Origin of the sequence: Enterobacter sp. PTB, from assembly GCF_051130085.1 — a bacterium.
Lineage (GTDB): Bacteria > Pseudomonadota > Gammaproteobacteria > Enterobacterales > Enterobacteriaceae > Enterobacter > Enterobacter ludwigii.
On record NZ_JBDKEE010000004.1, the window covers coordinates 1 to 23,845 of the forward strand.

Sequence of the window (23,845 nt, forward strand, 5' to 3'; positions counted from 1 at the left end):
CGCACCCTTGGTAAGGGTGAGGTCCCCAGTTCGACTCTGGGTATCAGCACCACTTTATACTTAGGTTAAAGTTCGGCAAGAAGTAAAAGAATTTGCCTGGCGGCTTTAGCGCGGTGGTCCCACCTGACCCCATGCCGAACTCAGAAGTGAAACGCCGTAGCGCCGATGGTAGTGTGGGGTCTCCCCATGTGAGAGTAGGGAACTGCCAGGCATCAAACAAGTGAAGAGGCCATCCGAAAGGATGGCCTTTTTGCGTTATGTTTCCCGGAAAAAGTCAGACCCGGTAAGCGAAGCGCCACCGGGCTAAGACACGCTTAATGGATCACTTGTGACAGGAAAGCCCGCGTACGTTCAGATTTAGGATGTGCGAAGAACTCATCCGGCGGTGCCTGCTCAACGATTTCCCCACGATCCATAAAGATCACCCGATCGGCCACGGTTCTGGCAAACCCCATTTCGTGCGTCACACACAGCATGGTCATCCCGGACTGCGCCAGTCCAATCATGGTATCCAGTACCTCTTTCACCATTTCCGGATCCAGGGCGGATGTCGGTTCATCAAAAAGCATAATTTTCGGTTTCATACAGAGCGAACGGGCGATAGCCACGCGCTGCTGCTGACCGCCTGATATCTGGCCGGGAAATTTATTGGCGTGCTCTGCGATTCGTACCCGTTCCAGGTAGTGCATCGCCAGTGCTTCAGCCTCCTTTTTAGGCATCTTTCGTACCCAAATTGGCGCAAGCGTACAGTTCTGCAGAACGGTCAGATGGGGAAACAAGTTAAAGTGCTGAAACACCATTCCCACTTCCTGGCGCACCCGTTCGATGTTACGAATATCTTCATTCAGCTCGATGCCATCAACAACAATGCGCCCCTGCTGATGTTCTTCAAGGTGGTTAATACAGCGAATGGTCGTGGATTTTCCGGACCCGGAAGGGCCACAAAGAACGATCCGTTCTCCCTGCTTAACCTTGAGGTTAATGTCTTTCAAAACATGAAACTGCCCGTACCATTTATTCACGTTTTCCAGCGTAATCATCGCGTCGGCAGGTGTCATAGTAATCTGGCTCATAATTTCCTCAGTGCGGTGTACGCCCGGTGTTAAAGCGCTTTTCCAGATGCTGGCTATAGCGCGACATGCTAAAACAAAAGATCCAGTAGATCAGAGCAGCGAAGACATATCCCTCGGTGGACATACCCAGCCAGGCAGGGTCAACGGTCGCCTGTTGCACGCTGCTAAAGAGATCGAACAGCCCGATGATGATCACCAGGCTGGTATCTTTGAAGAGGGCAATGATGGTATTGACCAGGCCCGGGATAACCAGCTTGAGTGCTTGTGGCAATATCACCAGTCCCTGCGTTTTCCAGTAGCCAAGTGCCAGTGATTCCGCCGCTTCATACTGACCTTTAGGCAGAGCCTGCAGGCCCCCACGCACCACTTCCGCAACGTAAGCGGACTGGAAAAGGATGACCCCGACCAGGGCACGGATCAGTTTGTCTATCGTTGTCCCTTCTGCCATAAACAGCGGCAACATGACCGAAGACATAAACAGAACGGTGATAAGCGGTACGCCACGCCAGAATTCAATGAAAATAACGGAAAGCACACGTACGACAGGCATTTTTGAGCGCCGCCCAAGCGCGAGCAAAATACCCCATGGCAGTGCGCCGGCTATCCCAACGGACGCGATAATCAGCGTCAGCGTTAACCCACCCCACTGACGTGTTTCAACACGTTCCAGCCCCAGGAAGCCGCCATACAACAGCACCCAAACAATAATGGGATACACCACTGCCCAACAGGCAATATAACGGCCCAGATGAGGCAGTTTTTTCCAGAACATTACGGCGATGGAGAGCAGCCCGATGGCCAGTGCCAGATTAATCCGCCAGCGCTGTTCATGCGGATACAATCCATACATGAACTGGCCAAAACGCTCATGGATAAACACCCAGCAGGCCCCTGCTTTTGTGCAGTCTGCGCGAGTGGATCCCGACCAGTTAGCCTGTAAAAAAGCCCAGTTCAGCAGCGGTGGAATTAATTCCCACATAAGCCACAAACATACAATTGTCAGCAGGCTGTTACTCCAGCTGGAGAACAGATTCTTACGCGCCCAGAGAATAAAACGTCCGCCTGTCGAACCGGCAGGGCGCGAGGAGTGCGACAGTATCGCTTTTGTCATCATAGATCCTTAGCGCTCGACCAGTGCTATACGACGGTTATAGAGGTTCATCAGCAACGAAATCACCAGGCTGATGATCAGATAGACAGACATTGTGATGGCAATAGTTTCAATGGCTTGTCCAGTCTGGTTAAGCACGGTTCCGGCAAACAGCGACACCATATCGGGGTAGCCAATGGCGGCCGCCAGCGATGAGTTTTTGACAATATTGAGGTATTGACTGGTCAGCGGCGGAATGATGACCCGTAACGCTTGCGGAATAATGACCTGACGAAGCGTCACCGTATGGGGTAATCCCAGCGAGCGCGCCGCCTCGTGTTGCCCGTAAGGAACGGCCTGGATCCCCGCACGAATAATCTCGGCGATAAATGCAGAGGTATAAATCGAAAGCGCCAGCGTCAGGGCTGCCAGCTCAGGAATTAAAACCATTCCGCCCTGGAAGTTAAAGCCACGCAGCTGCGGAATATCCCAGTGAAGGGCGGCCCCAAACAGCCAGTGTGTCAGAAGTGGCAGACCAATGATAAGGATGGCGGCGGTTGGCCAGGTTTTACGAAGCTGCCCGGTTTTGAACTGATGCTTGCGGTTATAGCGGAACATGGCGGCTGAGAGAGCAAGCGCTATTACAAGGGCGGCAATGAAGGCATACAACCCTTCACCCGGCTGCGGAGAAGGAATATACAACCCGCGATTACTCAGGAAAAACAGATCAAGAGCGTCAATAGCCTGACGTGGCCCCGGCAGGTTGCGCAGCACGGCAAAATACCAGAAAAAGATCTGCAGCAGCGGCGGGATATTACGGAACGTCTCAATATAAAAAGTAGACAGTTTGCGCAGCAGCCAGTTTTCGGACAGACGTGCCAGACCAATAAAGAAGCCCAGTATGGAGGCAAAGACAATACAAAGTGCAGAGACCAGCAGCGTATTCAGTAAACCGACCACGAACACGCGTCCATACGTGTCGCCTTCCTGATAATCAATAAGGTGTTGAACAATGCCAAACCCCGCGCTGCGATCCAGAAAAGCAAAGCCGGAGGTAATACCGCGATTATTCAGGTTGGTTATAGTGTTATGGATGAGATACACGGCGATAAGAACAACCGCAATAATCGCAATAACCTGGAATAGCCAGGCGCGGACCGCGGGATGAGAAAAGGATAGCGATCCTTTTACGGCTGAGCGGCGATGGGACATAAAGAAACCTCGGTGACCATGACTCTGGGGCGGGCACTGCCTTAACAGTGCCCGTTACAGCAATGACTTAACGTACTGGTGGCGCGTACTGAATACCGCCGTTGTTCCAGAGATTGTTCTGGCCGCGTTTGATCTTCAGAGGGCTTTCCGATCCCACGTTGCGCTCAAAGATCTCAGCGTAGTTACCCACCTGTTTGATGATGTTGTAAGCCCACTTGTTATCCAGCTTCAGATCCTTCCCGAAATCGCCCTCTGTTCCCAGCAGATGAGCCATATCCGGCGTGGACGGTTTAGCGGCTTTCTCGTCGACGTTTTTCGAGTTGATGCCCATCTCTTCGGCATTCAGCATGGCAAACAGCGTCCAGCGAACAATGGAGAACCAGTCTTCATCGCCACGACGCACAACCGGTCCAAGAGGCTCCTTGGAGATCACTTCAGGCAGGACAATCCACTCCGCCGGGTTGCTCAGCTTAATACGCAAGGCGTACAGCTGTGACTGGTCAGAAGCCAGCGTGTCGCAACGACCGGATTCCAGCGCTTTGGCCGATTCATCGGAGCGATCGAATGTCACAGGGGTATATTTCATGTTATTTGCTTTGAAATAATCCGCGACGTTCAGCTCGGTATCGGTACCGGCCTGGATACAAACGGTCGCGCCATCCAGCTCTTTGGCGCTTTTCAGGCCCGCTTTATTGTGGGTCAGGAAACCGATACCGTCATAATAGGTCACGCCAGTAAATGCCATTCCCATGCCTGCATCACGGGAGGAGGTCCAGGTGGTATTACGGGAAAGCATGTCAACTTCGCCAGACTGTAATGCAGTAAAACGTTCTTTCGCCGTCAGCGGGGTATATTTTACTTTACTGTTGTCACCGAAAACGGCGGCGGCGACACCGCGGCAGACATCAACATCAATACCGGTAAATTTGCCGTTTGCATCGGCATAAGAGAAGCCAGGTAAACCGTCACTGATCCCACATTGAACAAACCCTTTCTTTTTAACGGCATCCAGTGTCGTACCCGCATGGGCCTGACCGGCTACAGCAAACAACATGCCCGCGGCGGCCAGGCTGGCTATCATCGTCTTTTTCATAATGCATCCTGTGTGGCGAAATTTATCGTTATAGAGGCGTTTTAAACGCTTTACCTGTCTGTGGCTTTGGCCAACGTTTATAAAGCAAACGTAATGCCAGGTTTTGCGCTCAACAAAATAGGTGACCAATGAACGCATAATGCTGAGTGTAGACAGGGTTAAATAAAGAGAGCGCCCCGAAACGGTGCGAAATTACAACCTGTGCCACAAATCGGAGCAAAACTTTCAGCGGCTATACCTTAAAAAGAAGAGATAGTTTCTGGGGTGAATATTGGCAGGGTATTAAATGTAATTAATATGTGAAAATCATCACGATAGAATATGTAATTTAACGCTGTGCATTAAAAATATGTGACTGTCCGCAGAATGAAATAAACAGTCTGGGTAAAGACGGGGCTATTTTTTTACTTATCTGAAAACGCTGCACTCTTTAAAAGCAAAAGCGCGGACAGAGCCGCGCTTTCTACACACATGATACGTTCTGATGTTACTTCGTCAGAGCAACGATACCCAGCGTCAAACCTGCCACTGCGGCAGCACCACCGGCGATAGCACCTGCTGTTTCCCAGTTGTCCTGAGTGGTGCCTTTCATACAGGTATTGGTATGAACCAGTCGGCCTTGATCGTCGTATACCGGTACACATGGAGAGTCGTGCGCGCATCCAGCAAGCAGCGCAGCGAGTAGTGCAACGGAAATGAATCTTTTCATGATGTTACCTCAGTATTATTTCTCATTCGCTATACAGCCAGGAGGGCTATTAACGAACTGGAGACTATTTTACCACCGGGATAAGGCAACGTTGCACGGGGAATAATCTCAAATTATGTTGTTTGTAAAAATCGTGGAGAAAAGTCGCTGTCAGGATGAATTAATGGAGAAAATATGAAGACGTAACGCGGCGTTTTTACTTAATGCAAATGGTTAACTATTAATGCTGTGAGTATGACATATCTAATTCATTGTTTATGCTAAAAATAAAAAAGGCACCTGAGGTGCCTTTTTTGAGAAACATTACTCTTTGTGTTTCGTAAACCGGCGCCGGACAACCACAAAGAAGACGGGCACGAAGAAAATGGCCAGAAGCGTTGCGGAAAGCATCCCTCCCATAACACCTGTCCCGACAGCATTTTGCGCGCCGCTCCCGGCTCCTCTGCTGATGACCAGTGGCATCACGCCAAGGATAAAGGCCAGCGACGTCATCAGGATCGGTCGAAGACGCATTCTGGATGCTTCCAGTGTGGCTTCAATGATCCCTTTACCTTCTTTATCCATCAGATCCTTAGCAAACTCGACGATCAGAATGGCGTTTTTCGCCGACAGACCAATCGTTGTCAGCAGGCCGACCTGGAAATAGACATCATTATTTAACCCGCGAATCGATGCGGCGAGAAGCGCGCCCGTGACACCCAGCGGCACAACCAGCATGACCGAGAAGGGAATAGACCAGCTTTCATAAAGCGCAGCCAGGCACAGGAACACCACAATCAGTGAAATGGCGTACAGGGCAGGTGCCTGGTTACCAGACAGTCGTTCCTGATAAGACATTCCCGTCCAGTCATGGCCGATACCGGAAGGCAGTTTTGCGGCGAGGTTCTCCATCAAGGCCATCGCCTCACCGGTACTTTTACCCGGCGCGGACTCACCGAGGATCTCCATCGAAGACATTCCGTTGTAGCGCTCCAGGCGAGGCGAGCCATACACCCAGTGCGAGCTGCTAAAGGAGGAGAACGGCACCATTTCACCATTCGCGCTGCGCACGTAGAGGTTGTTGATGTCCCCTGGCAACATACGGAAGTGCGCGTCGGCCTGGACGTACACTTTTTTCACGCGTCCATGATCGATAAAGTCGTTCACATAGGTTCCCCCCAATGCCGTCGAGATCGTCTGGTTGACGTCAGAGAGGCTGACGCCCAGCGCCTGTGCCTTCTCCTGGTCGACATCCAGTTTGAACTGTGGGGTATCTTCCAGACCGTTAGGACGAACGCGAACCAGCAGATCGGGGTGCGCTTTCACCATGCCGAGCAGCTGATTACGCGCCTGAGTCAGTTGGGTATGCCCCAGGTTAGCTTGATCAATCAACTCAAAGTCAAAGCCCGTTGCGGTACCCAGCTCGATAATCGCAGGCAGGTTAAACGGGAACACGAGGCCATCTTTAATCTGACCGAAGGCCTTTGTCGCACGCCTTACGATCGCCTCAACGCTATTTTCTGCTCCGGGACGCGCTTCCCAGGGCTTTAGGCTAACGAACGCAATACCGGCGTTCTGACCCTGACCACTAAAGCTAAAGCCGTTCACGGTAAACACCGATTCGACGTTAGCCTTCTCGTTGTTGAGATAATAATTTTGAACCTGGTCAAGCACCTGCTGGGTACGCATCTGGGTGGCTCCGGCGGGGAGCTGGACCATAGTCATAAATACCCCCTGATCCTCTTCGGGCAGGAAGGAGGTGGGTAAGCGCAGGAACAGTACAGCCATACCACCGACGATGATGACGTATACCACCAGATAGCGCCCGGTCTTACGCAAAATGCCGCTTACGCTGTTGCTGTAATGCTCCACGCTCCGATCAAAGAGCGCATTAAACCAGCCGAAGAAGCCACCTTTCTTTTCGTGGTGATCGCTGGAAACGGGCTTAAGCAAGGTGGCGCACAGTGCCGGTGTCAGAATCAGAGCGACCAGCACTGACAGCGCCATAGCCGAGACAATGGTCAGCGAGAACTGACGATAGATGGCTCCCGTTGAACCGCCAAAAAAGGCCATGGGGATAAAGACCGCCGAGAGCACCATGGCGATACCCACCAGTGCGCCCTGTATCTGCCCCATCGACTTCTGCGTCGCCTCTTTTGGCGGCAGCTTGTCCTCAACCATGACGCGTTCGACGTTCTCAACCACCACGATGGCGTCATCAACCAGCAGGCCAATCGCCAGCACCATACCGAACATGGTCAGGGTGTTGATGGAGAAACCGAACGCCGCCAGGATCGCAAACGTACCCAACAGCACGACCGGCACCGCAATTGTCGGGATAAGCGTCGCCCGCAGGTTTTGCAGGAAAAGATACATCACCAGGAAGACGAGAATGATCGCTTCGAACAGCGTTTTCACCACTTCGTGGATAGAGATCTTCACAAAAGGCGTGGTGTCATAGGGGTAGACAACCTTCAGCCCCTGCGGGAAGAACTGCTGGAGCTGGGCCAGTTTGCTCTTGATGGCGGCGGCCGTGTCCAGTGCGTTTGCACCGGTAGCCAGCTTAATCCCCAGGCCGGTTGCCGCTTGCCCGTTGATTTTGGTGACCATATTGTAGTTTTCGCCACCCAGCTCAATGCGGGCCACATCTTTCAGATGAACCATGGAGCCGTCCTGGTTCACCTTTAGCGTCACGCGGCCAAACTCTTCCGGAGATTTCAGACGCGTTTGTGCAATGATCGAGGCGTTCAACTGCTGCCCCGGTACTGACGGCGTTCCGCCTAACTGGCCGGCCGCTATCTGATCGTTCTGCGTTTTCAGCTGATTAATCACATCCAGTGGCGTCAGCTGGTATTTGTTCATCGCGTTGCTGTCGAGCCAGATGCGCATCGCATACTGGGCACCAAACAGCTGCACATCACCAACTCCCGTGGTGCGGCTAATGGCATCTTTCACGTTAGACGCGACATAGTCAGAGATGTCATCCTGCGTGAGGTCTTTGTTATCGGAAACAAAGCCTGCGACCAGCAGGAAGCTGCTGCTGGACTTCTCAACACCGATCCCTTGCTGCTGGACCTCTTGGGGGAGCAGCGGCATGGCGAGCTGCAGTTTGTTCTGGACCTGTACCTGCGCAATGTCCGGGTCTGTTCCAGACTGGAAGGTCAGCGTGATGGTGACATTACCTGCGGAATCGCTGGTGGATGACATATACATCAGGTTATCGATACCGTTCATGTTCTGTTCGATAACCTGCGTTACGGTATCCTGCACAGTTTGCGCATCAGCACCCGGATACGTTGCGGTGATAGCCACGGCGGGAGGGGCAATGGTCGGATACTGCGCGATGGGCAGTTTGAGAATAGCCAGCCCGCCTGCAATCATCAAAATGATGGCAAGTACCCAGGCGAAAACCGGCCGTTGGATAAAGAAATTAGCCATGTCGTCGTCCCTTAACCGGCTGGAGTCGTGGTGGTATCAGGCGTCGCGACGACGGTAGCGCCCGGTCTGACTTTTTGTAAGCCGCTGACAATGACGCGGTCGCCATTTTTCAGCCCTTCCGTCACCAGCCAGCGATCGCCAATCGCCTGAGGGGCAACGACGGTACGTGACTCAACCTGGTTTTTATCGTTAACCACCAGAACGGATGCATCACCGCGCGGCGTGCGGGTCACGCCTTGTTGTGGGACCAGAATCGCATCAGGCTGTGTGCCTTCATCAATGCGGGCCCGGACAAACATGCCAGGCAACAGCAGGTGCTGTGGGTTTGGGAAAATCGCGCGCAAGGTGATAGAGCCGGTACTTTCGTCGACCGTGACATCCGAGAACTGCAGCGTACCTTTCAACGGGTAGGGCTGACCATTCTCCATCACCAGCTCAACGGTGCTGGTGGCCTCTCCTTTTTGCAGGCTCGTCTGCTTCAGACGCATAAAATCACTGCTGGACTGGGTGACGTCGACATACATCAGATCAAGCTGCTGAACCGTTGCCAGGGCTGCGGCTTGCCCGTTGGTCACCAGCGCGCCTTCGGTGACGCTGGATTTACCGATGCGACCCTCGACGGGAGACGTCACTTTGGTATAGGCAAGATTAATGCGCGCGCTTTCAACGCCTGCCTGTGCGGCAACGACGCTGGCATCTGCTTGCTGCGCTGTCGCCACGGCCTGGTCGTATTCCTGCTTGCTGACATACTGCGTGCCAACCAGCGTGAGATAACGTTTTACCGTCAGGTGCGCAATGTTAGCCGCCGCCTGGGCCTTCGCGAGTTCACCTTTCGCGTTGTCATACGCGGCCTGATAGGTGGCAGGATCGATCTGATAAAGTGACTCGCCGGCTTTTACATCACTTCCCTCTGTGAAGTTACGACGCAATATGATGCCGCTCACCTGAGGACGAACCTCCGCAACGCGAAAGGCATCTGTTCTGCCCGGGAGTTCGGTGGTGATAGCCAGAGGGGCGCTTTTCACTATATGCACGCTGACCTGAGGCGCCTGCGGATGTGGTGGTTGGTTTTCCTGACCATCGCATCCAGTGAGCAGTACCGCGCAGACAATAAAACCGGATAAGGGCAAACGTCTGAAATAATTCGTCATTACTGTTCCTTTAAATACCCATGAACCGATATTTGCCGTGAATCGGTAGCAGGGCAGAGGGATAAAAATAAAATGTAGGGCGTATAATAATGAGGGTAATTAATGTTTTTTAATTTATAAGTGCGAATGAACAGGCCTTAAGGCAAAAATCAGAATCAAACCTGGTGTTAGCGAGGATATAGTTCTGGCTGGTTAATCAGATAAATGGCATTTAACGTGGCTCAATTATTCATCTCATGAATTTAATTATATCTATGCATTTGTCTAAATTATTAATTAAGCGATTTGACTTTTTTTGTGCAAAATTAAAACGCAAAGTAGTGAATACTTTCGTGTATCTGACCCGTGTAAATATAAACCTTGTGAGTAACGAGTAGTCGTCTATGGCGCGTAAAAAGAAAGAAGAGGCTCAACAAACCCGTCAGCAGCTGATTGAAGCGGCTATCGGGCAGTTTGCGACGCGGGGCGTGGCGAACACGACGCTGACGGATATCGCGGATGCAGCAAATGTTACACGGGGTGCCATCTATTGGCATTTTACCAGTAAATCAGAAATATTTAATGCCATCTGGGAACAGCAATTACCGTTTCGTGACATCATTCGTGACAGACTTTCTCTTTCTGCGGGCAGCGATCCGTTGTTAATGCTTCGTGAGCAATTTATTGCTGCGTTGCAATATATTGCACATGAGCCTCGGCAATGCGCTCTTTTGCAAATTTTGTATCATAAGTGTGAATTTAATAGCGATATGATTTCAGAGTGTGAAATCAGAAAACGTATTGGTTTTAATTATGAGTCTTTACGTGCCACGTTGCAGGACTGTATTTCGCGGAACCTCATTTCGTCACAGGTAAATGTTGATCTGACCCTGATTGTTTTCCACGGTTTTTTCAGCGGAATCATTAAAAACTGGTTAATGAATAACAGCAGCTTTAATCTTTATCAGCAGGCTCCTGCGCTGGTCGATAGCATTCTGGCGACACTCCCTGTCGTGCGGGTGTCGCCTCATGAGGATGATTTTAGCTCAGCGCCAGGTAACATTTCCCCTTGCGCGCAGAGCGTTTCGATGGTCTGTGCACTGACCGGTTTGCCCAACAGATAGCCCTGAAGCGTGTTGCAGCCCAGCGCCGTCAAAAAGGTTTGCTGTGCTTCGGTTTCCACTCCTTCCGCCACGACTTTCAGATTTAGCGTTTTTGCCAGGGCCACGATCGCTGAGACAATGGTGGCGTCTTCGCTTTCACCGCTTAACTCTTTCACGAACGCTCTGTCGATTTTCAACTCACAGGCCGGCAGGCGCTTGAGATAAAGCAGGCTGGAATAACCGGTACCAAAATCATCAATGGACGCTTTCACGCCCGCGTCCGTCAGCTCTGTCAGCACGCGCACACTCTCATCCGGGTTGCTCATCGCCGTGGTTTCCGTCACTTCAAGGATCAGCATCTCCGGCGGTACGTTGTGACGTGTCAGGCAGTCGAGCACCGTTTTAACCAGTGAAGGTTGCTCAAACTGCAGTGTCGACAGGTTCACCGCCATCGACCAGTTTTGATGCCCCTGAAGGTGCCACTCCCGCAACTGACGGCAGGCCTCATTAAGCACCCAGTTACCAATCGGGATGATCAGCCCCGTTTTTTCCGCCAGCGGCAGGAACAGGTCTGGCGTCAGCAATCCCTGCTTCGGGTGTTGCCAGCGCAATAGCGCCTCGAACCCAAGGACAGGACCCGCCGGTGCGTGGAATTTTGGCTGATAAAGCAGGCGCAGTTCATTACGATCGATAGCCAGCCACAGATCGTTCATCAACTGGAGATGGGTCTGCGCCAGGGTGTTCATGGAGGGCTGGAAAAAGTGATAACCGTTTCGGCCCATGTGCTTCGTGTGGTACATCGCCGCATCGGCGTTAAACATCAGCTCGCGCTCGGTTTTACCGTCGTGGGGATAGAGCGCGATACCAATGCTAAGGGTTACCACCAGTTCATAGGGATCCAGATTGAACGGGCTATCGATAGCGCGAACCAGCGAGTTGGCCAGCGAGGCCGCATCATCCGGACCTTCTCCTTCTGCCAGCAGAACAAACTCATCACCACCGATACGGGCAAGGGTGAACTGACCCTTCAGGGGCGTGAGCAGGCGCTGCGTCACGGCGACAAGCAGTCTGTCACCGACATCATGGCCGTACGCATCGTTGATGGTTTTAAACCCGTCGAGATCCATGAACATCAGTGCAAAATGGGTGCCTTCACGGTCAGCTTTGCTGATGGCCTGATCGAGTCGGTCCTCCAGCAAAACACGGTTTGGCAGACGCGTCAGCGTATCCTGCAAAGCCAGTTGAGCGAGTTCGCGGTTCGCTTCTGCAAGGGATGAGGCCAGAAGGGAGGTTCGTGCCTGAAGGCGGGCATCCAGCATCGAGACCAGCAGCGTGATCCCCAGTATGGAGAGTGCGACGACGCTGACCAGTACTGCCAGCCAGCTGCCGTTAATACCTTCATGGTGTGTCATGGTCGACATTGGAAACTGAGCAGCTTTCATCCCGGCATAGTGCATACCGGCAATGGCGATCCCCATCGTAACGGCGGCGGCAAAACGCATCAGCGACACCTGAGACGCTTCATGCCGCAAGCGGAACGTCAGCCATAATGCAGCGAGCGAAGCCGCAAGCGCAATGACAACCGAAATGGCCACCCATGTTTTGTCCCAGATAATACCGGGAGAGACTTCCAGCGCCGCCATGCCAGTGTAATGCATCGCCACAATGCCGCAGCCCATCACTAACGCACCGGGCAGCAGACGGCGCAAACGTAACTGCTCACAGCTTACGAGCCACAGCGCAAACAGTGACGAGCCCACGGCGATAACCATGGATAGCACCGTCAGGGTCGCGTTGTAGCGCATGCTCATGGAGAGGTCCATCGCCAGCATGCCGATAAAATGCATGGCCCACACGCCAATCCCCATGGCAATACCGCCGCCGGCCAGCCAGACGCGCGCAGCCACGCCCTGACTCCCGGCAACACGAGCAGCCATATTCAGCGCGGTATAGGCAGCAAGGATAGCAACAACAAAGGAGAGGACGACGAGGATATGGTTGTATTGGCTAACCAGCATGATCGGTTCTACTCGAGTGTGAGGTTACGCAGGCGCGGTTGAGAAGGGCGAGACATTATCATCGTAAGGTAATGGCTCAAAGGGATTTAAATCCCCGTTTTTAGTGGGGCATAACAGTGAGTTTAGCGGCGTCAGGCGGTTAGTCGAGTTCTGAGCAGTTCACTAATTTTAGCGGATTTACGGAATTCATATTGCGACACTTATCGGCTTCAGTGCTCATCAGTTCAATCCACTGCATCAGGAGCGCGTCGAAGAGGAAAACCGAGACAGCAAATACAACCAGCCACCAGTATTTACGAATCATACGTGTCATTCCGGGTAAAGAGGTTCAGTGAGGTGGTGGAAATATACACGAAAAGTTGCGGTTTAAAAGGGGGATAAACGAAGGTTTACACAGCCTTGACGGTGACAGGCGCGGACAATAAAAAAGGCGCATCCCCATGCCAGGTAGCGCCTTTTTAAACAAGCATTTCGCTAACCGAAATTAGTTCATGCCGTATTTTCAGAACCTACGTTTTTTATGGTTTGTTGTTGTCTGTGGGTGTTCGCCTAATGCATTGATAATTATTGGTTAAGTTGGTTATTCTGTTTATCTTTGTTCGTGCTCGTTCATAGAGTAACATTGTGATGTGTAGTCAGTGGTGTAGTCAGTGCGGGATATGAACTGAGGTTTTTTATGGCTGGTGGTACGAACAAATTAAGCGATGCATCTCTGCGCAAGATGAATGGCAGGGAAAGCCCGAGCGATAACTTTTACGCTGACGGCGACGGTTTAAGCGTCAAGGTGTCGAAGGTTGGCGTTATGACCTGGTATTTCACTTACCGTATCGGTGGGCGCAGTACACCGCCAATTCGAATCAAGCTGGGTAACTATCCCGATCTCTCCATCAAGTGCGCCAGAGAAAAGCGTGAACAGTGTCGCGCATGGCTTGCCGAAGGTAAAAACCCAAAGCACCAACTGAGTGTAACTACTCAGGAGACGTTAAAGCCCGTTACAGTTAAAGAAGCCCTTGAATATTGGGTTCGGGAATACGCAACCCATAAACGCGCTAACGTTGAAAAGCACATAGAGCAGCTGAAAAAACATATTTACCCCTATATTGGGGATTACCCTCTTTCTATGTGTGAAACCCGTCACTGGCTGGAGTGTTTTGCCAGAGTAAGGAAAGAAGCTCCTGTTGCGGCTGGCTATATGCTCCAGATGTGTAAGCAAGCACTGAAGTTCTGTCGCGTGCATCGCTACGCCGTGAGTAATGCACTGGATGATTTGACGATAGACGATGTAGGCCGTAAACAAAATAAGCGAGATAGAGAGCACACCAGGCAGGAATTAGGTGATATATGGCGTGAGAGTTCAGGGCTGAAGTTTAAACCTTACTACGCAGCGCTGCTGCATCTGCTGGTGGTGTTTGGTTGCCGAACGCAAGAGTTGAGATTGTCTCGCGTAAACGAATGGGACCTGCGTGATTGGATTTGGACTGTACCCAAAGAGCACAGCAAAGGTGGTGAAAAAATATTACGTCCTATTCCCCTATATATCCGCCCATTCATCAAACAGCTTTTAGAGAAGAATCAAAATACAGGCCTTTTGCTGGGTGAGATAAAGAAACCGGAAGCCGTCAGTCAGTGGGGTAGGGGGTTACATAAGCGCCTGGGTCACTCTGAACCATGGACGCTTCACGATTTACGCCGCACGTTTGCCACGACGCTAAACAATATGGGAATTGCTCCGCATGTTGTAGAGCAATTGCTAGGGCATACGTTAGGTGGTGTTATGGCAGTGTATAACCGTAGCCAATATTTACCGGAAAAACTGGATGCTTTGAACAAATGGACAGAGCGCCTCGATGTGATAGCCAATAATCATGAAAATATTATCCTTATAAAGGTGTCGAAATGAAATCAAATAATGTTCGCTTAAAGAAAGACTATTATTCATTGAATGAGGTCGCCAGAATACTTGATTGCGAGGTCGGCGATTTAATTCATCATGCAAATAACGATAAAATTTATTTCTCTGTATTTATAGAAAGACAGAGGTTTGATGAAGGACATAAGCCTTCTCTTTTTGTGAATGATGATGTTATGAAAGAGATGTCTTATGGCTATGTTGATGTTGATAAAGCTTCTATGCAACATATTTCAGGTCCTTTTGAAAATCCAGGTATTTTGCCAATGCACGCATACAAAGTTGGTATTTTTGATGGTTGGTTTTATCTTGGGTTTGATTATAATCCAAAATTAGAGTTTGATGAGGATGTTGATTTTTCTGGATATGTCATGAGTTTGTTTAAACTAGATAGTAGCGACCCGGAATGTAAAAGTTGTTCTGTGATTATTAGTTTTGTTGACGGTGACATTGACAAACTTTCATTGCCAGTTTCAATTAAACGTGCTGATTTATTCATTGACTCTCATTTTCTTAATGTTTTATTGCACGGTGATATTGATAGTGAATCATCTAAGACTGCTAATAAAAAAGGTGAAATCATTCCAGTTCTTCTGAAAATGATTCCGGAGCTAGCTGAGGTGGATATCGATACTGCACCAGCGGCAACGATAAAAAACATGTTGGAAGTGATTGCAAGAACTAAAAAATTGCCGTTCCCAGATATTGGAAAAGATGCATGGATAAAATACCTTGGCAGAGGAAAGTAGGAAGTTAGCGTTATCGACTACTGTTTTAGCGATATCGCTATAATACATTGCATCCCGCGTTATAAATGCTCCCGAACAACAATGAACGGGAGCATTTATCTATGAACCAGTCAGAGCAATCTCATTCACTCAATCGCGTTATCAGAGAAGGGGAGTGCAGAAAATTAACAGGGGTTTGCCGCACAACTCGTTACATGATGGAGAGGGACGGAAAATTTCCCGCACGTCGTCAACTTGGAGGGCGCTCTGTGGGATGGGTTCTGTCCGAAGTTATGGAATGGGTAAACAGACAACCTAAAGCGACCCTTGGCAGTAAGGCAAAGAAAGAGGGCGCTTAACATGGTTAAAAGCAAAATACCCTCATGTCTGGTAGGTCAGATCTCTTCTGGCGACCAGAGCGCCTGCATGACCTCCAGCGAAGCAATGCCGCTTTCCGTGGCCCTGCCTGTCATCGAATGGTGCGGCGTTCGCGTCGTAACAACCGACACGCTGGCGAAGGGCTATGGCGTGCCGGAAGCAAACATTCGTAACAACCTCGCTAGAAACCGGGATCGCTTTATTGAGGATGTGCATATTTTCAGCCTCAGCGGTGTATCGCTTAAGGCATTCATGAACCAAGTAACTGAAAGTCACTCGGTTAATAAACATACATCCTCACTTATGCTGTGGACGGAGCGCGGAGCGGCCCGTATGTCGAAAATTATCGACAGCGATCAGGCGTGGTCTTTCTTCGAAAAGATGGAGGATAGTTATTTTTCCCACCAGCGCGGATCATCGCCAGCAGTGCCAAATTTTTCAGACCCGGCAGCGGCTGCGCGAGCATGGGCGGATGCTTACGAGGCGCAACAGAAAATCACGGGCTACGTACATCGACAGGCGAAATATATTACCCACCTTGAAAGCCTGTTCTCTGAGGGATTAACCCCGGTTCAGTTCTGCAAGCGTCTCAACGGCGTGAATACCAGCAAGGTTAATGCCTGGCTGGTGGTGAAAAACTGGCTTTATGACGATACGCCCAACGGTCACCGCGCAACGTGGCGCGTGCTGGCCTATGCACGCGACCAGTATCTTACGGAAACCTCTACCACCGTCACACCGAAGGAGAAAGCCAGCTTTGAGGCATTCCGCCCGGTATTGCTGAAAAAGGGCGCTGTATGGATTTACAGGCGCTATCTGAAAGGTGAGCTACCGATGAAAACGGACTGGAGCGGGGAATTCACCCACGATAAAGAGCTTGCGGAACTGGCGAAGCATTCCGGCGCACCGAGCACCAGCGGAGAGTAAACCGATGAAGAAGAAAATTAATGACCTGCCTGGTCAGGGCCAGACTCAACCAAAAATCAGCCCGGACGATATTTCAGTTATCAAATTCGAAGGCGTGAAAATCCGCATTGTGAAAACCAATGGCGAGCCGTGGTTTGTTTCGGCTGATGTATGTGCCGCATTGGAGATTATCGATCATAAGGTGGCATTACGCCGCCTGGACTCAGATGAAAAGGGGGAGTGTTTAATACCCACCCTTGGCGGAAAGCAGTTGATGCGTACCGTATGTGAGTCAGGTTTCTACAAGCTGATCACCCGCAGCCGCAAAGCTAGCATGCCGGAAACTTTCGCACATCGTTTCAGTAACTGGATATTCCGCGAGGTGATCCCCTCTATCCGTAAAACTGGCTCCTATGGCGTGCCGTTCGCATTCCTGAACGATTTCAGTAAACGCATGGCTGCTTACCAACATGAGGCCAGCAAGCGAGGCTACAAATTGCAGCAGTGCAAAGAGACAAAGCAGGAACTGGAGAGCGAAGAGCGGGAGTTATGGCGCAAGTATCAGCCTGATTTACTGGAGAGTGACGACGATGAATAACACCCAAATAAAAAGCGCCCCATGCCCGGAGCGCTTATCTGAACGTACTGCTTATCACTGCCGCGCCGATATTAATTATATCGTCGTTGGCGATGATACCAGGACGGCGGAGCATATGCCACTGCGCCTGTTTGGACGTGTGCAGATTGCGACAAATTGCGACATGGCAGGGAACGTTAAAAATGCAGGCGGGGCGTGGGCTATAGCCTCGCGAATGATAACATTTGATAACGTCCAGACGACCACCAGCACCTCGCAAATAGTGCGATTTAGTAAGGTTGCGAGTAATGCAGTCACAGCGCGGGCTGTAGGCCGCCAAATAGGAACAAATAGTAACGTCACAGAGGTTCACTGTGCCGGGTTGGTAGGGAGCGCCGGAAATCCAGATACAGCGCGAGGTGCAGCCTCACGAATGTATGCAAATGTATGCGTCAAAACGACTCTCTTCACATCGGCAATGATAAGTTTTGATAAGGTAGCCAGAAACTCAGGCATGGCACGGCCTGTAGCCTCGCAAATCTTAGGGAATCTTAAGGTTCAGGCGGCCCAAATAGCGACAAATATAGACATCCCGGCGGCGTTTGGTGCTGTTGATCACAACAGCTGTTGCACGCCGACACAGCAGAATAATTCGCTGAAAAATGAGGTTGGCCGCATCGCCGGCAAAGCGGGAAATTCCGCCACTGATAAAACGGCGGGATTTTGTGGCTGTTCGCTGGTGGAGATCGGCACAGGTGCAACACAGGCAAAGAAAAAGGGCCGGATTTCTCCAGCCCTTCGGGTGTGGAATCAAATTTTAATGTCTGCCGGGGAGTGGTTTTTGAGCCAGTCTTTCATTGCGGCATCCATGCGGGTTTGCCAGCCTTTCCCTGTAGCCTTAAAGGCATCAATTACTTCGGGTGAGTACCTGATGGTTGCTGATTTCTTCGTGGGTAACGCTGACGCTGGTCTGCCGCGCCGTATGGTTTTCTTACCATCGTGCAGGCTGGCATTTTCAAAAAATGCATCGTCAAGTTCTGGCGCGTCATCCGGGTCAACCCAGGTGCTTTTCAAATCGTTTAATTTCGCGTTCATTGGCTTTCCTCATCGAGATAATGCGGCGCGTCTGGTTGCGCTGCGTCCAGACCATAACAACAAGCCTGGAATCCAGTTTGCCTACGGTGATATGCCTTACCTCTCCGTAGTCCTGCCGGGTATCTTCGGCGGTAAAGTGAATTCCTGCGAAAACCTCTCCGGCTCTGGCGAAATCAATACCACGCTCCAGCAGTGTTTTTTCTCGTTTGCTCTGGTCATATTCAATTTTCATACAATTATTGTAGTTACATTAAATAAAAAGTCAAAGGGGGATTTGCTGCCGTACCGGGCAAAAGAAAAGGGCCAGCATTCGGCGCTGACCCTTTGGTTATCATCGGCTAAAAATTTAGCTGTTGTTCACTCAGCCAAAATTTCGGCTGAGTGCGTCTCCGACTTTTTGTCCCGCTGCCGTTCCCGTAGCTCGCGTAACACCCTCTCCGGCAGGAATCCCGCAGGTCGATTCGTTGGTGCCGCTGGTGGCTGTTTGCCGGGCTTTTTCGCCATGCTTCAGCCCTCATGTTCAGATTTGGCTTTGCGACGCTGTAGCTCGTCACGCACAACGCTGACAAGCTGCTGGATCTCCTCACCTGCTTTTGTGCCGATCTCTTCCACGCGTGCCAGCGCATCGAGAGAGGACAGCAGGGGATTTTCCTCACTGCCTTCAGCATGGCGGCGGGCGATTTCTCCACGCATCGCTGTAACGATGAATCCGGCGTTGCTTTCTCCGTCCCGCTTAACTGCTTCCATTCCATCGATCACGTCGTGGGGGATGCGTACCGTCGTCATTTGCGATTTTGCGTTTTTGTATACCGACATAGTGAATCACCTTTTTGCAATGTGTATCTCACTATACATGAATGTGAGATATAAAAAAACTTGCAATGTATCTCACCACTCAATAAAGTATATCTCACATTGTTTTTATCCTGTATCTCATACAGTTGGTACAGATAAAAACAACAAAGCCCAGCAAGTGATTGCAACACCTGCCGGGCCTCTAACCACCAGCGTTACCAACGATAACGAGGCAGCTATGAAAAATACTACCACACACCCGCAAGGGCGGGACTCGCACGACCTGAATAATTTCACACGTCCGGCGTTCACCTGGCTTTTCCTGGGCATACCGAAAGACGACGCCCGCGCAAATCTGGCTGGTGGGTTTACGCTGGAATTCGTTGCCAAAATCCGCACAGACAGGACAGTTTTTGATTCCTGGTGGGATAAGCATAACTGCATGCTGTGGACGCTTCAGGGTACTGATGCGACGTGTGCAAAAGAAATCGCGGGGTTACATCATGGATAAGTCAGATTTGCCGGATAACCACGAAATCCGCGTACTGCTCACGATCAAAAACGGTGTTGTGAGAGAGCGCCGTGTTAAGCCGGCTGAAATGGCCGCTACGCCAGAAGAGTTTGTTATGGTGCTGCGCCAGGCTGGTGAGTATCACGGTCTAATCGGTAGTAAGGCAAAGCACACCAGAAACAGCGACGGTGAAAATATTACAGTCCAGGTGCCTCAGGGCTTTTCCGGTCGCATGATGCTGAATATTGAAAACGGAGAGCTGAAACAGCAAACCGACATACCGCAGGATTATATTTTCGGCTCCTTTGATTCACTGGTGGAATTAATGATTAAAGCCGGGTATCAGGTCGCATCGCCTTTAAAAGCACCAGACGACGAGGAATAGAACCATGCTGAAAAACGTTTTCCGGCTTTTTGCTGGTGGTCGCGCTCACCCTGAAATCGTGTTTACGTGTCGGGGAATTAATTTCGAACAGGTTATTAATGCCATACAGCTTCCGGCAGATATTCTGCGTCCGCTTTGCGCGTTACCCGGCGCAACGCTCATGTGTCCACTCTGGCGACTGGCGCGGGAATTTACTTTTGTGTCCGCTGACGAGCGTCCTGCTCCGGTTGAACGCTGAGGGTAGCAACATGAAAAGTATCGATTTAATCCGTGACGTGAAGCGCCGGACCGCCGGAAGCTGGGAAAGCGTACTGCCGCAGTGCGGGGTGACCATCCCGGCAAAAGGTCGTCACGGCCCCTGTGCCATCTGTGGTGGCTCTGACCGCTTCCATTTCATTGACGACCACGACGGCGGCGATTGGCACTGCCGCCAGTGCGACGAACCCGGTCACGGTGACGGTCTGGATCTCATCGCCAGAGCGCACGGCATAACCATCACCGAAGCAGCGCAGAAGGTGGCCTCAGTGCTGGGTGTTGATACCCGGACACCGGAACCCGCGCCAGCCAGAGAGAAGCCGCAAATCAATATCGCGGCAAAAGTGGCGGCGCTCTCTGCGCAGGCCGTACCGGGCCAGTCTGCCTACCTCACATCGAAGGGGCTTCAGTGGCCCTTCCCGCTGCTGTCTGACGGCTCGCTGTTGATGGCGTTGACGAACGGCGACGGTGCAACGACAGGCGTACAGGTGATTAAGCCAGACGGCAGTAAACGACTGGTGTCGGGCACGGTGAAGAAGGGCTCCTTCTGCGTGGTTAATTCCGTTGAATCGACGGAAACGGTGATTATCGGTGAAGGGCTGGCAACAGTCTTATCCGTCCACGCTATGCGCCCTGATGCAATGATTGTTGCATCGGTCGATGCCGGGAACCTGCACCCCGTCGCCCTGGTGATGCGCCAGCAGCACCCGGACGCGCAGATCGTCATCGCTGCTGACAACGACATAAAGCCGGGCGAGCCGAATACGGGCAGGGTTGCCGCAGAGAAAGCCGCTGCCGCTGTCTCTGGCTGGCTCTCGCTGCCGCCGACAGACCACAAGGCCGACTGGAACGACTACCACCAGCAGCACGGGCTGGAAGCCGCCACGACTGCATTTAACCGGGCCATGTATCAGGCTGAGGGGAAACGTACCAAAAAACACCTGCTCCCCACCCGCACACCAACGGGAGGCCTGGACGAACTGAGTACAGGGGAAATTCTCAGCCCGGACGAGATCCAAATACTGGAGAACATCAATCGCGTGTTCACCCACATTACGATTGGCGGCAAGCATAAGGTGGTTTCACTGAAACCCTCGCAGGCGGGCGGCGTGAGCCATGTATTCGAAGATTTATCGCAGTTTCAGCACTATTTCCACCATAAGCCGCGCGTGGCGCGAAAGCTGGCAGGAACCGCGTGGCAGGCATGGGCCGGGAAGAACTACAAACCGGGCGGCGTGGGCTTTTACCCGATACCGGACAAATGCCCGGCGGATGTGTTCAATATGTTTGAGGGGCTGGCGCTGGAGCCAGTCGCGGGCGACTGTACGCCTTATCTTGAGCATCTGAGACTGGTTATCTGCGCCGGGAATGCTGAGGCTTATCATTATCTGGTGCAGTGGATGGCGCACATCATCCAGAAGCCGGACGAAAAGCCCGCCGTGGCGATTGTCATGAAGTCCATTCCCGGCGCGGGCAAAGGGACCACGGTTAAGCCGCTGCTGAGTATCTTCGGGCAGTATGCCGCGCACATCAACGGTGCCGCGCATATCGCAGGGCGGTTTAACGCCATGCTGGCAAATAAGCTGCTGGTGTTCGCTGACGAGGTGACCATTCGCACGCCGTCAGAGGCGGACAAGCTGAAAGCCATTATCAGCGAAGCGACATTCAACCTTGAGCGAAAAGGGATAGACGCCGAACCGATGCCGAACTTTGCCCGGCTGATATTTGCCAGCAACAGCACGCAGGTATTACAGGCAGGCATTCGTGAGCGTCGCTATCTGGTGCTTGAGCCCACGCCGGAGAAGGCGCAGAGCCGGGAGTATTTCAACAACCTGCACGGCTGGCTGTCAGACAACGGCGCGGGAAAGCTGCTGGGTTACCTGCAGACCGTCGATATCTCGACGTTTGACCCCCAGCGTGCGCCGCAGACCGACGCACTGCGCGAAGAAATATTGCAGGGGCTGTCCGGCGTTGAGCTGTTTCTTTACAGCGAGCTGGTGAAAGAGCCGCCCTTTAGCGGTGAGGTGCGCCTGTTTGCCGGGGATATGGTGAATCGCTTTATGGCCTGGTCGCTTGAACGCGGGGAGAAGGTCAAAGACACCGCCGCCCGTTCGCTGGTGGGGAAAGCGCTGGCACAACTCGGGCTAAAGAAATTCGGACGACCGGGACGCTCGACGGGGATTTACTACGAACTGCCGGACGCAGAGACGCTACAGCAGGCGTTTGCCCGTCTTATCGGTATGGGAGGTCATGATGTCTTTTAATCTTATTCTCCGCGAAAGAACTGGCCTCGACCTGTGCCACCTGTGCCAGCCAGAGAAAACCTCATTCAAAACATACGGATACTCTGGTACAGGTTCTTTATTTATCTATACCAGACCTGTACCAACCTGTACCAGTAATAGCGAATTTCCCGGCGAGCAGGGAGGCAGCAAAAAATGATGAGCACACCGTTCTATAAGGTCCGCCTGTTAACGTCCTCTGTTGGCTGGCAACTGAGACTTGAAGAAGAAACCAGCTGGCTCCCCGTTGCAGCATGGGCCAGCGTTGAGATGGATATTGGCGGGGACGTGGTGGAAATTATTCTGCCCTGCGTCGCAACCCACGACGGCTGTATTGAGCCCACCGACTTAGCAACCGAAATCAGAGAGGTAACACGATGAACCCGAACCACTGTATACCGCAGGGTATGACCAGCGCAGAGCGCGAAGACCTGAAAGGATTTGCCATCAGCTGTGATATTGCCGGAGACGTTCAGAGCCTGACCCGCACGCTGGTGATGATTGCTCACTGGATGCGGCAGGGGCAGCGTGTGTCTTTCACCGAATACGCCAGCCAGTGGACGGAGGCGCAGAGGGAACGTGACGATGGTAACCACTCCACGCCCGCGATGCAGGAGCAGTGGCCTTTCAGCGGCAAGCGCTGCATCAGCCCGGCGTACTCGTATTATTATCCTCAGGGCTGTGACAGGGCACCAGTGGACGACGAAACCGAAATCCGCCACGCCGTGACCGTTATCCTCGCGGAGTACCCAAACTTCAATCACAGCGGGCTGTCGCTCTACAGCCGGGAAACCATCTGGCAAAGCCCGCTCGATTACCCCTTATTCATGGAAGCGGCGAAAAGCTGCCTGAACTGGATCAGGTTGCAGGGTATGAGCAACAGCAAGATTAAGACGTTTCCGGACTCGGGTATGACATCTTACGGCTTCAAGCACGCCGTCGAGAAATACAACCAGAAGCACTATCCGCGTGCAGAACAACCGCATTACATCCCGAATGGGGCGTTTATCGCGGCGATGGTGGCGAGTGGCTACCGTATCGCTCAGGCCGGGAAAATGAACGCGGTGTTCAACCTCTCCCGCAAACACTCGAAGCACGAGATGTACGACCTGTAGTCTGCCGGGCGGTATGCCCATGCGGTGAATTTATTATGAATGCGCGGCGGTATCATTTTGCTGA

The 23,845-nt window shown here is 51.9% G+C and carries 24 protein-coding genes and 1 rRNA gene; 13 read left to right on the forward strand and 12 right to left on the reverse strand.

The features are described from left to right. Positions 1–95: 95 nt before the first annotated feature. Positions 96–211: ribosomal RNA gene (gene rrf, locus AAIR21_RS05950) — 5S ribosomal RNA — on the forward strand. A 103-nt stretch (positions 212–314) separates the two neighbouring features. Here rrf and AAIR21_RS05955 read toward each other — a convergent pair. The 7 genes from AAIR21_RS05955 to AAIR21_RS05985 all read right to left on the reverse strand — a co-directional run bounded on the left by AAIR21_RS05955 (position 315) and on the right by AAIR21_RS05985 (position 9,745). Further along, entirely contained in the window at positions 315–1,073 is a 759-nt protein-coding gene (locus AAIR21_RS05955) for an amino acid ABC transporter ATP-binding protein (protein ID WP_014171880.1), read from the reverse strand. A gap of 7 nt (positions 1,074–1,080) precedes the next feature. Next, positions 1,081–2,184: an amino acid ABC transporter permease gene (locus tag AAIR21_RS05960; RefSeq protein WP_020883491.1), complete on the reverse strand. Its 1,104-nt coding sequence runs from the start codon at positions 2,182–2,184 to the stop codon at positions 1,081–1,083. A 9-nt stretch (positions 2,185–2,193) separates the two neighbouring features. After that, on the reverse strand, positions 2,194–3,375 hold the full coding sequence (locus AAIR21_RS05965) for an amino acid ABC transporter permease (protein WP_014171878.1): 1,182 nt from the start codon (positions 3,373–3,375) through the stop codon (positions 2,194–2,196). A gap of 67 nt (positions 3,376–3,442) precedes the next feature. After that, positions 3,443–4,468, reverse strand: a complete 1,026-nt coding sequence (locus tag AAIR21_RS05970) for an amino acid ABC transporter substrate-binding protein (RefSeq protein ID WP_020883493.1) — start codon at positions 4,466–4,468, stop codon at positions 3,443–3,445. 487 nt (positions 4,469–4,955) lie between these two features. Then, complete coding sequence (locus tag AAIR21_RS05975) at positions 4,956–5,177, reverse strand: lipoprotein (protein ID WP_008502867.1); 222 nt, start codon at positions 5,175–5,177, stop codon at positions 4,956–4,958. Positions 5,178–5,480: 303 nt separating this feature from the next. Continuing rightward, positions 5,481–8,594, reverse strand: a complete 3,114-nt coding sequence (locus AAIR21_RS05980) for an efflux RND transporter permease subunit (RefSeq protein ID WP_183516745.1) — start codon at positions 8,592–8,594, stop codon at positions 5,481–5,483. Between the two features lie 11 nt (positions 8,595–8,605). Then, positions 8,606–9,745 (reverse strand): efflux RND transporter periplasmic adaptor subunit, encoded by a 1,140-nt coding sequence (locus tag AAIR21_RS05985; protein ID WP_183516744.1) that lies wholly within the window; start codon positions 9,743–9,745, stop codon positions 8,606–8,608. A gap of 383 nt (positions 9,746–10,128) precedes the next feature. On the opposite strand from AAIR21_RS05985, the gene envR reads away from it, so the two are divergent. Beyond that, positions 10,129–10,848 carry an acrEF/envCD operon transcriptional regulator gene (gene envR / locus AAIR21_RS05990; RefSeq protein WP_020883496.1) on the forward strand — a complete coding sequence of 240 codons (720 nt, stop codon included), beginning with the start codon at positions 10,129–10,131 and terminating at the stop codon, positions 10,846–10,848. On the opposite strand, the gene AAIR21_RS05995 is transcribed toward envR, so the two are convergent. Together AAIR21_RS05995 and AAIR21_RS06000 are read right to left on the reverse strand one after the other, a co-directional pair. After that, positions 10,752–12,845 carry a putative bifunctional diguanylate cyclase/phosphodiesterase gene (locus AAIR21_RS05995; RefSeq protein WP_014171873.1) on the reverse strand — a complete coding sequence of 698 codons (2,094 nt, stop codon included), beginning with the start codon at positions 12,843–12,845 and terminating at the stop codon, positions 10,752–10,754. The two genes, envR and AAIR21_RS05995, sit on opposite strands and share 97 nt — an antisense overlap. A 139-nt stretch (positions 12,846–12,984) precedes the next feature. Then, positions 12,985–13,149: a DUF2556 family protein gene (locus AAIR21_RS06000; RefSeq protein WP_020883498.1), complete on the reverse strand. Its 165-nt coding sequence runs from the start codon at positions 13,147–13,149 to the stop codon at positions 12,985–12,987. Positions 13,150–13,521: 372 nt separating this feature from the next. On the opposite strand from AAIR21_RS06000, the gene AAIR21_RS06005 reads away from it, so the two are divergent. The 5 genes from AAIR21_RS06005 to AAIR21_RS06025 all read left to right on the forward strand — a co-directional run bounded on the left by AAIR21_RS06005 (position 13,522) and on the right by AAIR21_RS06025 (position 17,364). Beyond that, positions 13,522–14,745, forward strand: a complete 1,224-nt coding sequence (locus tag AAIR21_RS06005) for a tyrosine-type recombinase/integrase (protein WP_434680300.1) — start codon at positions 13,522–13,524, stop codon at positions 14,743–14,745. Beyond that, complete coding sequence (locus tag AAIR21_RS06010; RefSeq protein WP_434680303.1) at positions 14,742–15,503, forward strand: hypothetical protein; 762 nt, start codon at positions 14,742–14,744, stop codon at positions 15,501–15,503. The genes AAIR21_RS06005 and AAIR21_RS06010 overlap by 4 nt, the downstream gene beginning before the upstream one ends. Positions 15,504–15,604: 101 nt before the next feature. Next, complete coding sequence (locus AAIR21_RS06015; RefSeq protein ID WP_422711657.1) at positions 15,605–15,841, forward strand: helix-turn-helix transcriptional regulator; 237 nt, start codon at positions 15,605–15,607, stop codon at positions 15,839–15,841. A gap of 1 nt (position 15,842) precedes the next feature. Continuing rightward, on the forward strand, positions 15,843–16,787 hold the full coding sequence (locus tag AAIR21_RS06020; RefSeq protein ID WP_434680306.1) for an ORF6N domain-containing protein: 945 nt from the start codon (positions 15,843–15,845) through the stop codon (positions 16,785–16,787). Positions 16,788–16,791: 4 nt separating this feature from the next. Then, positions 16,792–17,364 (forward strand): BRO-N domain-containing protein, encoded by a 573-nt coding sequence (locus AAIR21_RS06025; RefSeq protein ID WP_422701821.1) that lies wholly within the window; start codon positions 16,792–16,794, stop codon positions 17,362–17,364. A gap of 789 nt (positions 17,365–18,153) precedes the next feature. Here the strand turns inward: AAIR21_RS06025 and AAIR21_RS06030 are convergent. The 3 genes from AAIR21_RS06030 to AAIR21_RS06040 all read right to left on the reverse strand — a co-directional run bounded on the left by AAIR21_RS06030 (position 18,154) and on the right by AAIR21_RS06040 (position 19,254). Then, on the reverse strand, positions 18,154–18,438 hold the full coding sequence (locus AAIR21_RS06030) for a BrnA antitoxin family protein (RefSeq protein WP_047356259.1): 285 nt from the start codon (positions 18,436–18,438) through the stop codon (positions 18,154–18,156). After that, positions 18,398–18,670, reverse strand: coding sequence for a BrnT family toxin (locus AAIR21_RS06035; protein WP_422701825.1), 273 nt, complete (start codon positions 18,668–18,670; stop codon positions 18,398–18,400). Before AAIR21_RS06035 ends, AAIR21_RS06030 begins: the two co-directional genes overlap by 41 nt. Before the next feature lie 275 nt (positions 18,671–18,945). Then, the gene (locus tag AAIR21_RS06040; protein WP_434680310.1) at positions 18,946–19,254 is read right to left on the reverse strand and encodes a YlcI/YnfO family protein; all 309 of its coding nucleotides are present in this window, start codon (positions 19,252–19,254) and stop codon (positions 18,946–18,948) included. A gap of 217 nt (positions 19,255–19,471) precedes the next feature. On the opposite strand from AAIR21_RS06040, the gene AAIR21_RS06045 reads away from it, so the two are divergent. The 6 genes from AAIR21_RS06045 to AAIR21_RS06070 all read left to right on the forward strand — a co-directional run bounded on the left by AAIR21_RS06045 (position 19,472) and on the right by AAIR21_RS06070 (position 23,781). Further along, positions 19,472–19,744, forward strand: coding sequence for a hypothetical protein (locus tag AAIR21_RS06045; protein WP_434680312.1), 273 nt, complete (start codon positions 19,472–19,474; stop codon positions 19,742–19,744). Then, positions 19,737–20,129 (forward strand): hypothetical protein, encoded by a 393-nt coding sequence (locus tag AAIR21_RS06050; protein WP_434680314.1) that lies wholly within the window; start codon positions 19,737–19,739, stop codon positions 20,127–20,129. Before AAIR21_RS06045 ends, AAIR21_RS06050 begins: the two co-directional genes overlap by 8 nt. Positions 20,130–20,133: 4 nt before the next feature. Next, positions 20,134–20,367, forward strand: a complete 234-nt coding sequence (locus AAIR21_RS06055) for a hypothetical protein (RefSeq protein ID WP_434680316.1) — start codon at positions 20,134–20,136, stop codon at positions 20,365–20,367. Positions 20,368–20,377: 10 nt separating this feature from the next. Continuing rightward, positions 20,378–22,648, forward strand: coding sequence for a DUF5906 domain-containing protein (locus AAIR21_RS06060; protein ID WP_434680318.1), 2,271 nt, complete (start codon positions 20,378–20,380; stop codon positions 22,646–22,648). 174 nt (positions 22,649–22,822) lie between these two features. Then, positions 22,823–23,047 (forward strand): hypothetical protein, encoded by a 225-nt coding sequence (locus AAIR21_RS06065; protein WP_434680321.1) that lies wholly within the window; start codon positions 22,823–22,825, stop codon positions 23,045–23,047. Continuing rightward, positions 23,044–23,781, forward strand: a complete 738-nt coding sequence (locus AAIR21_RS06070) for a hypothetical protein (protein WP_434680323.1) — start codon at positions 23,044–23,046, stop codon at positions 23,779–23,781. The genes AAIR21_RS06065 and AAIR21_RS06070 overlap by 4 nt, the downstream gene beginning before the upstream one ends. The last annotated feature ends 64 nt before the right edge of the window (positions 23,782–23,845 follow it).

What these genes read in the sequence shown, in the direction of transcription:
- AAIR21_RS06010 (WP_434680303.1), top strand. Translation starts at nt 14,742, where the DNA reads ATGAAATCAAATAATGTTCGCTTAAAGAAAGACTATTATTCATTGAAT.
- AAIR21_RS06070 (WP_434680323.1), top strand. Translation starts at nt 23,044, where the DNA reads ATGAACCCGAACCACTGTATACCGCAGGGTATGACCAGCGCAGAGCGC.
- AAIR21_RS05985 (WP_183516744.1), bottom strand. Translation starts at nt 9,745, where the DNA reads ATGACGAATTATTTCAGACGTTTGCCCTTATCCGGTTTTATTGTCTGC.
- AAIR21_RS06025 (WP_422701821.1), top strand. Translation starts at nt 16,792, where the DNA reads ATGAAGAAGAAAATTAATGACCTGCCTGGTCAGGGCCAGACTCAACCA.
- AAIR21_RS05980 (WP_183516745.1), bottom strand. Translation starts at nt 8,594, where the DNA reads ATGGCTAATTTCTTTATCCAACGGCCGGTTTTCGCCTGGGTACTTGCC.
- AAIR21_RS06065 (WP_434680321.1), top strand. Translation starts at nt 22,823, where the DNA reads ATGATGAGCACACCGTTCTATAAGGTCCGCCTGTTAACGTCCTCTGTT.
- AAIR21_RS06035 (WP_422701825.1), bottom strand. Translation starts at nt 18,670, where the DNA reads ATGAAAATTGAATATGACCAGAGCAAACGAGAAAAAACACTGCTGGAG.
- AAIR21_RS05970 (WP_020883493.1), bottom strand. Translation starts at nt 4,468, where the DNA reads ATGAAAAAGACGATGATAGCCAGCCTGGCCGCCGCGGGCATGTTGTTT.
- AAIR21_RS05975 (WP_008502867.1), bottom strand. Translation starts at nt 5,177, where the DNA reads ATGAAAAGATTCATTTCCGTTGCACTACTCGCTGCGCTGCTTGCTGGA.
- AAIR21_RS05965 (WP_014171878.1), bottom strand. Translation starts at nt 3,375, where the DNA reads ATGTCCCATCGCCGCTCAGCCGTAAAAGGATCGCTATCCTTTTCTCAT.
- AAIR21_RS06020 (WP_434680306.1), top strand. Translation starts at nt 15,843, where the DNA reads ATGGTTAAAAGCAAAATACCCTCATGTCTGGTAGGTCAGATCTCTTCT.
- AAIR21_RS06040 (WP_434680310.1), bottom strand. Translation starts at nt 19,254, where the DNA reads ATGTCGGTATACAAAAACGCAAAATCGCAAATGACGACGGTACGCATC.
- AAIR21_RS06015 (WP_422711657.1), top strand. Translation starts at nt 15,605, where the DNA reads ATGAACCAGTCAGAGCAATCTCATTCACTCAATCGCGTTATCAGAGAA.
- AAIR21_RS06005 (WP_434680300.1), top strand. Translation starts at nt 13,522, where the DNA reads ATGGCTGGTGGTACGAACAAATTAAGCGATGCATCTCTGCGCAAGATG.
- envR (WP_020883496.1), top strand. Translation starts at nt 10,129, where the DNA reads ATGGCGCGTAAAAAGAAAGAAGAGGCTCAACAAACCCGTCAGCAGCTG.
- AAIR21_RS06045 (WP_434680312.1), top strand. Translation starts at nt 19,472, where the DNA reads ATGAAAAATACTACCACACACCCGCAAGGGCGGGACTCGCACGACCTG.
- AAIR21_RS06050 (WP_434680314.1), top strand. Translation starts at nt 19,737, where the DNA reads ATGGATAAGTCAGATTTGCCGGATAACCACGAAATCCGCGTACTGCTC.
- AAIR21_RS06055 (WP_434680316.1), top strand. Translation starts at nt 20,134, where the DNA reads ATGCTGAAAAACGTTTTCCGGCTTTTTGCTGGTGGTCGCGCTCACCCT.
- AAIR21_RS06030 (WP_047356259.1), bottom strand. Translation starts at nt 18,438, where the DNA reads ATGAACGCGAAATTAAACGATTTGAAAAGCACCTGGGTTGACCCGGAT.
- AAIR21_RS06000 (WP_020883498.1), bottom strand. Translation starts at nt 13,149, where the DNA reads ATGATTCGTAAATACTGGTGGCTGGTTGTATTTGCTGTCTCGGTTTTC.
- AAIR21_RS05995 (WP_014171873.1), bottom strand. Translation starts at nt 12,845, where the DNA reads ATGCTGGTTAGCCAATACAACCATATCCTCGTCGTCCTCTCCTTTGTT.
- AAIR21_RS05960 (WP_020883491.1), bottom strand. Translation starts at nt 2,184, where the DNA reads ATGACAAAAGCGATACTGTCGCACTCCTCGCGCCCTGCCGGTTCGACA.
- AAIR21_RS05955 (WP_014171880.1), bottom strand. Translation starts at nt 1,073, where the DNA reads ATGAGCCAGATTACTATGACACCTGCCGACGCGATGATTACGCTGGAA.
- AAIR21_RS06060 (WP_434680318.1), top strand. Translation starts at nt 20,378, where the DNA reads ATGAAAAGTATCGATTTAATCCGTGACGTGAAGCGCCGGACCGCCGGA.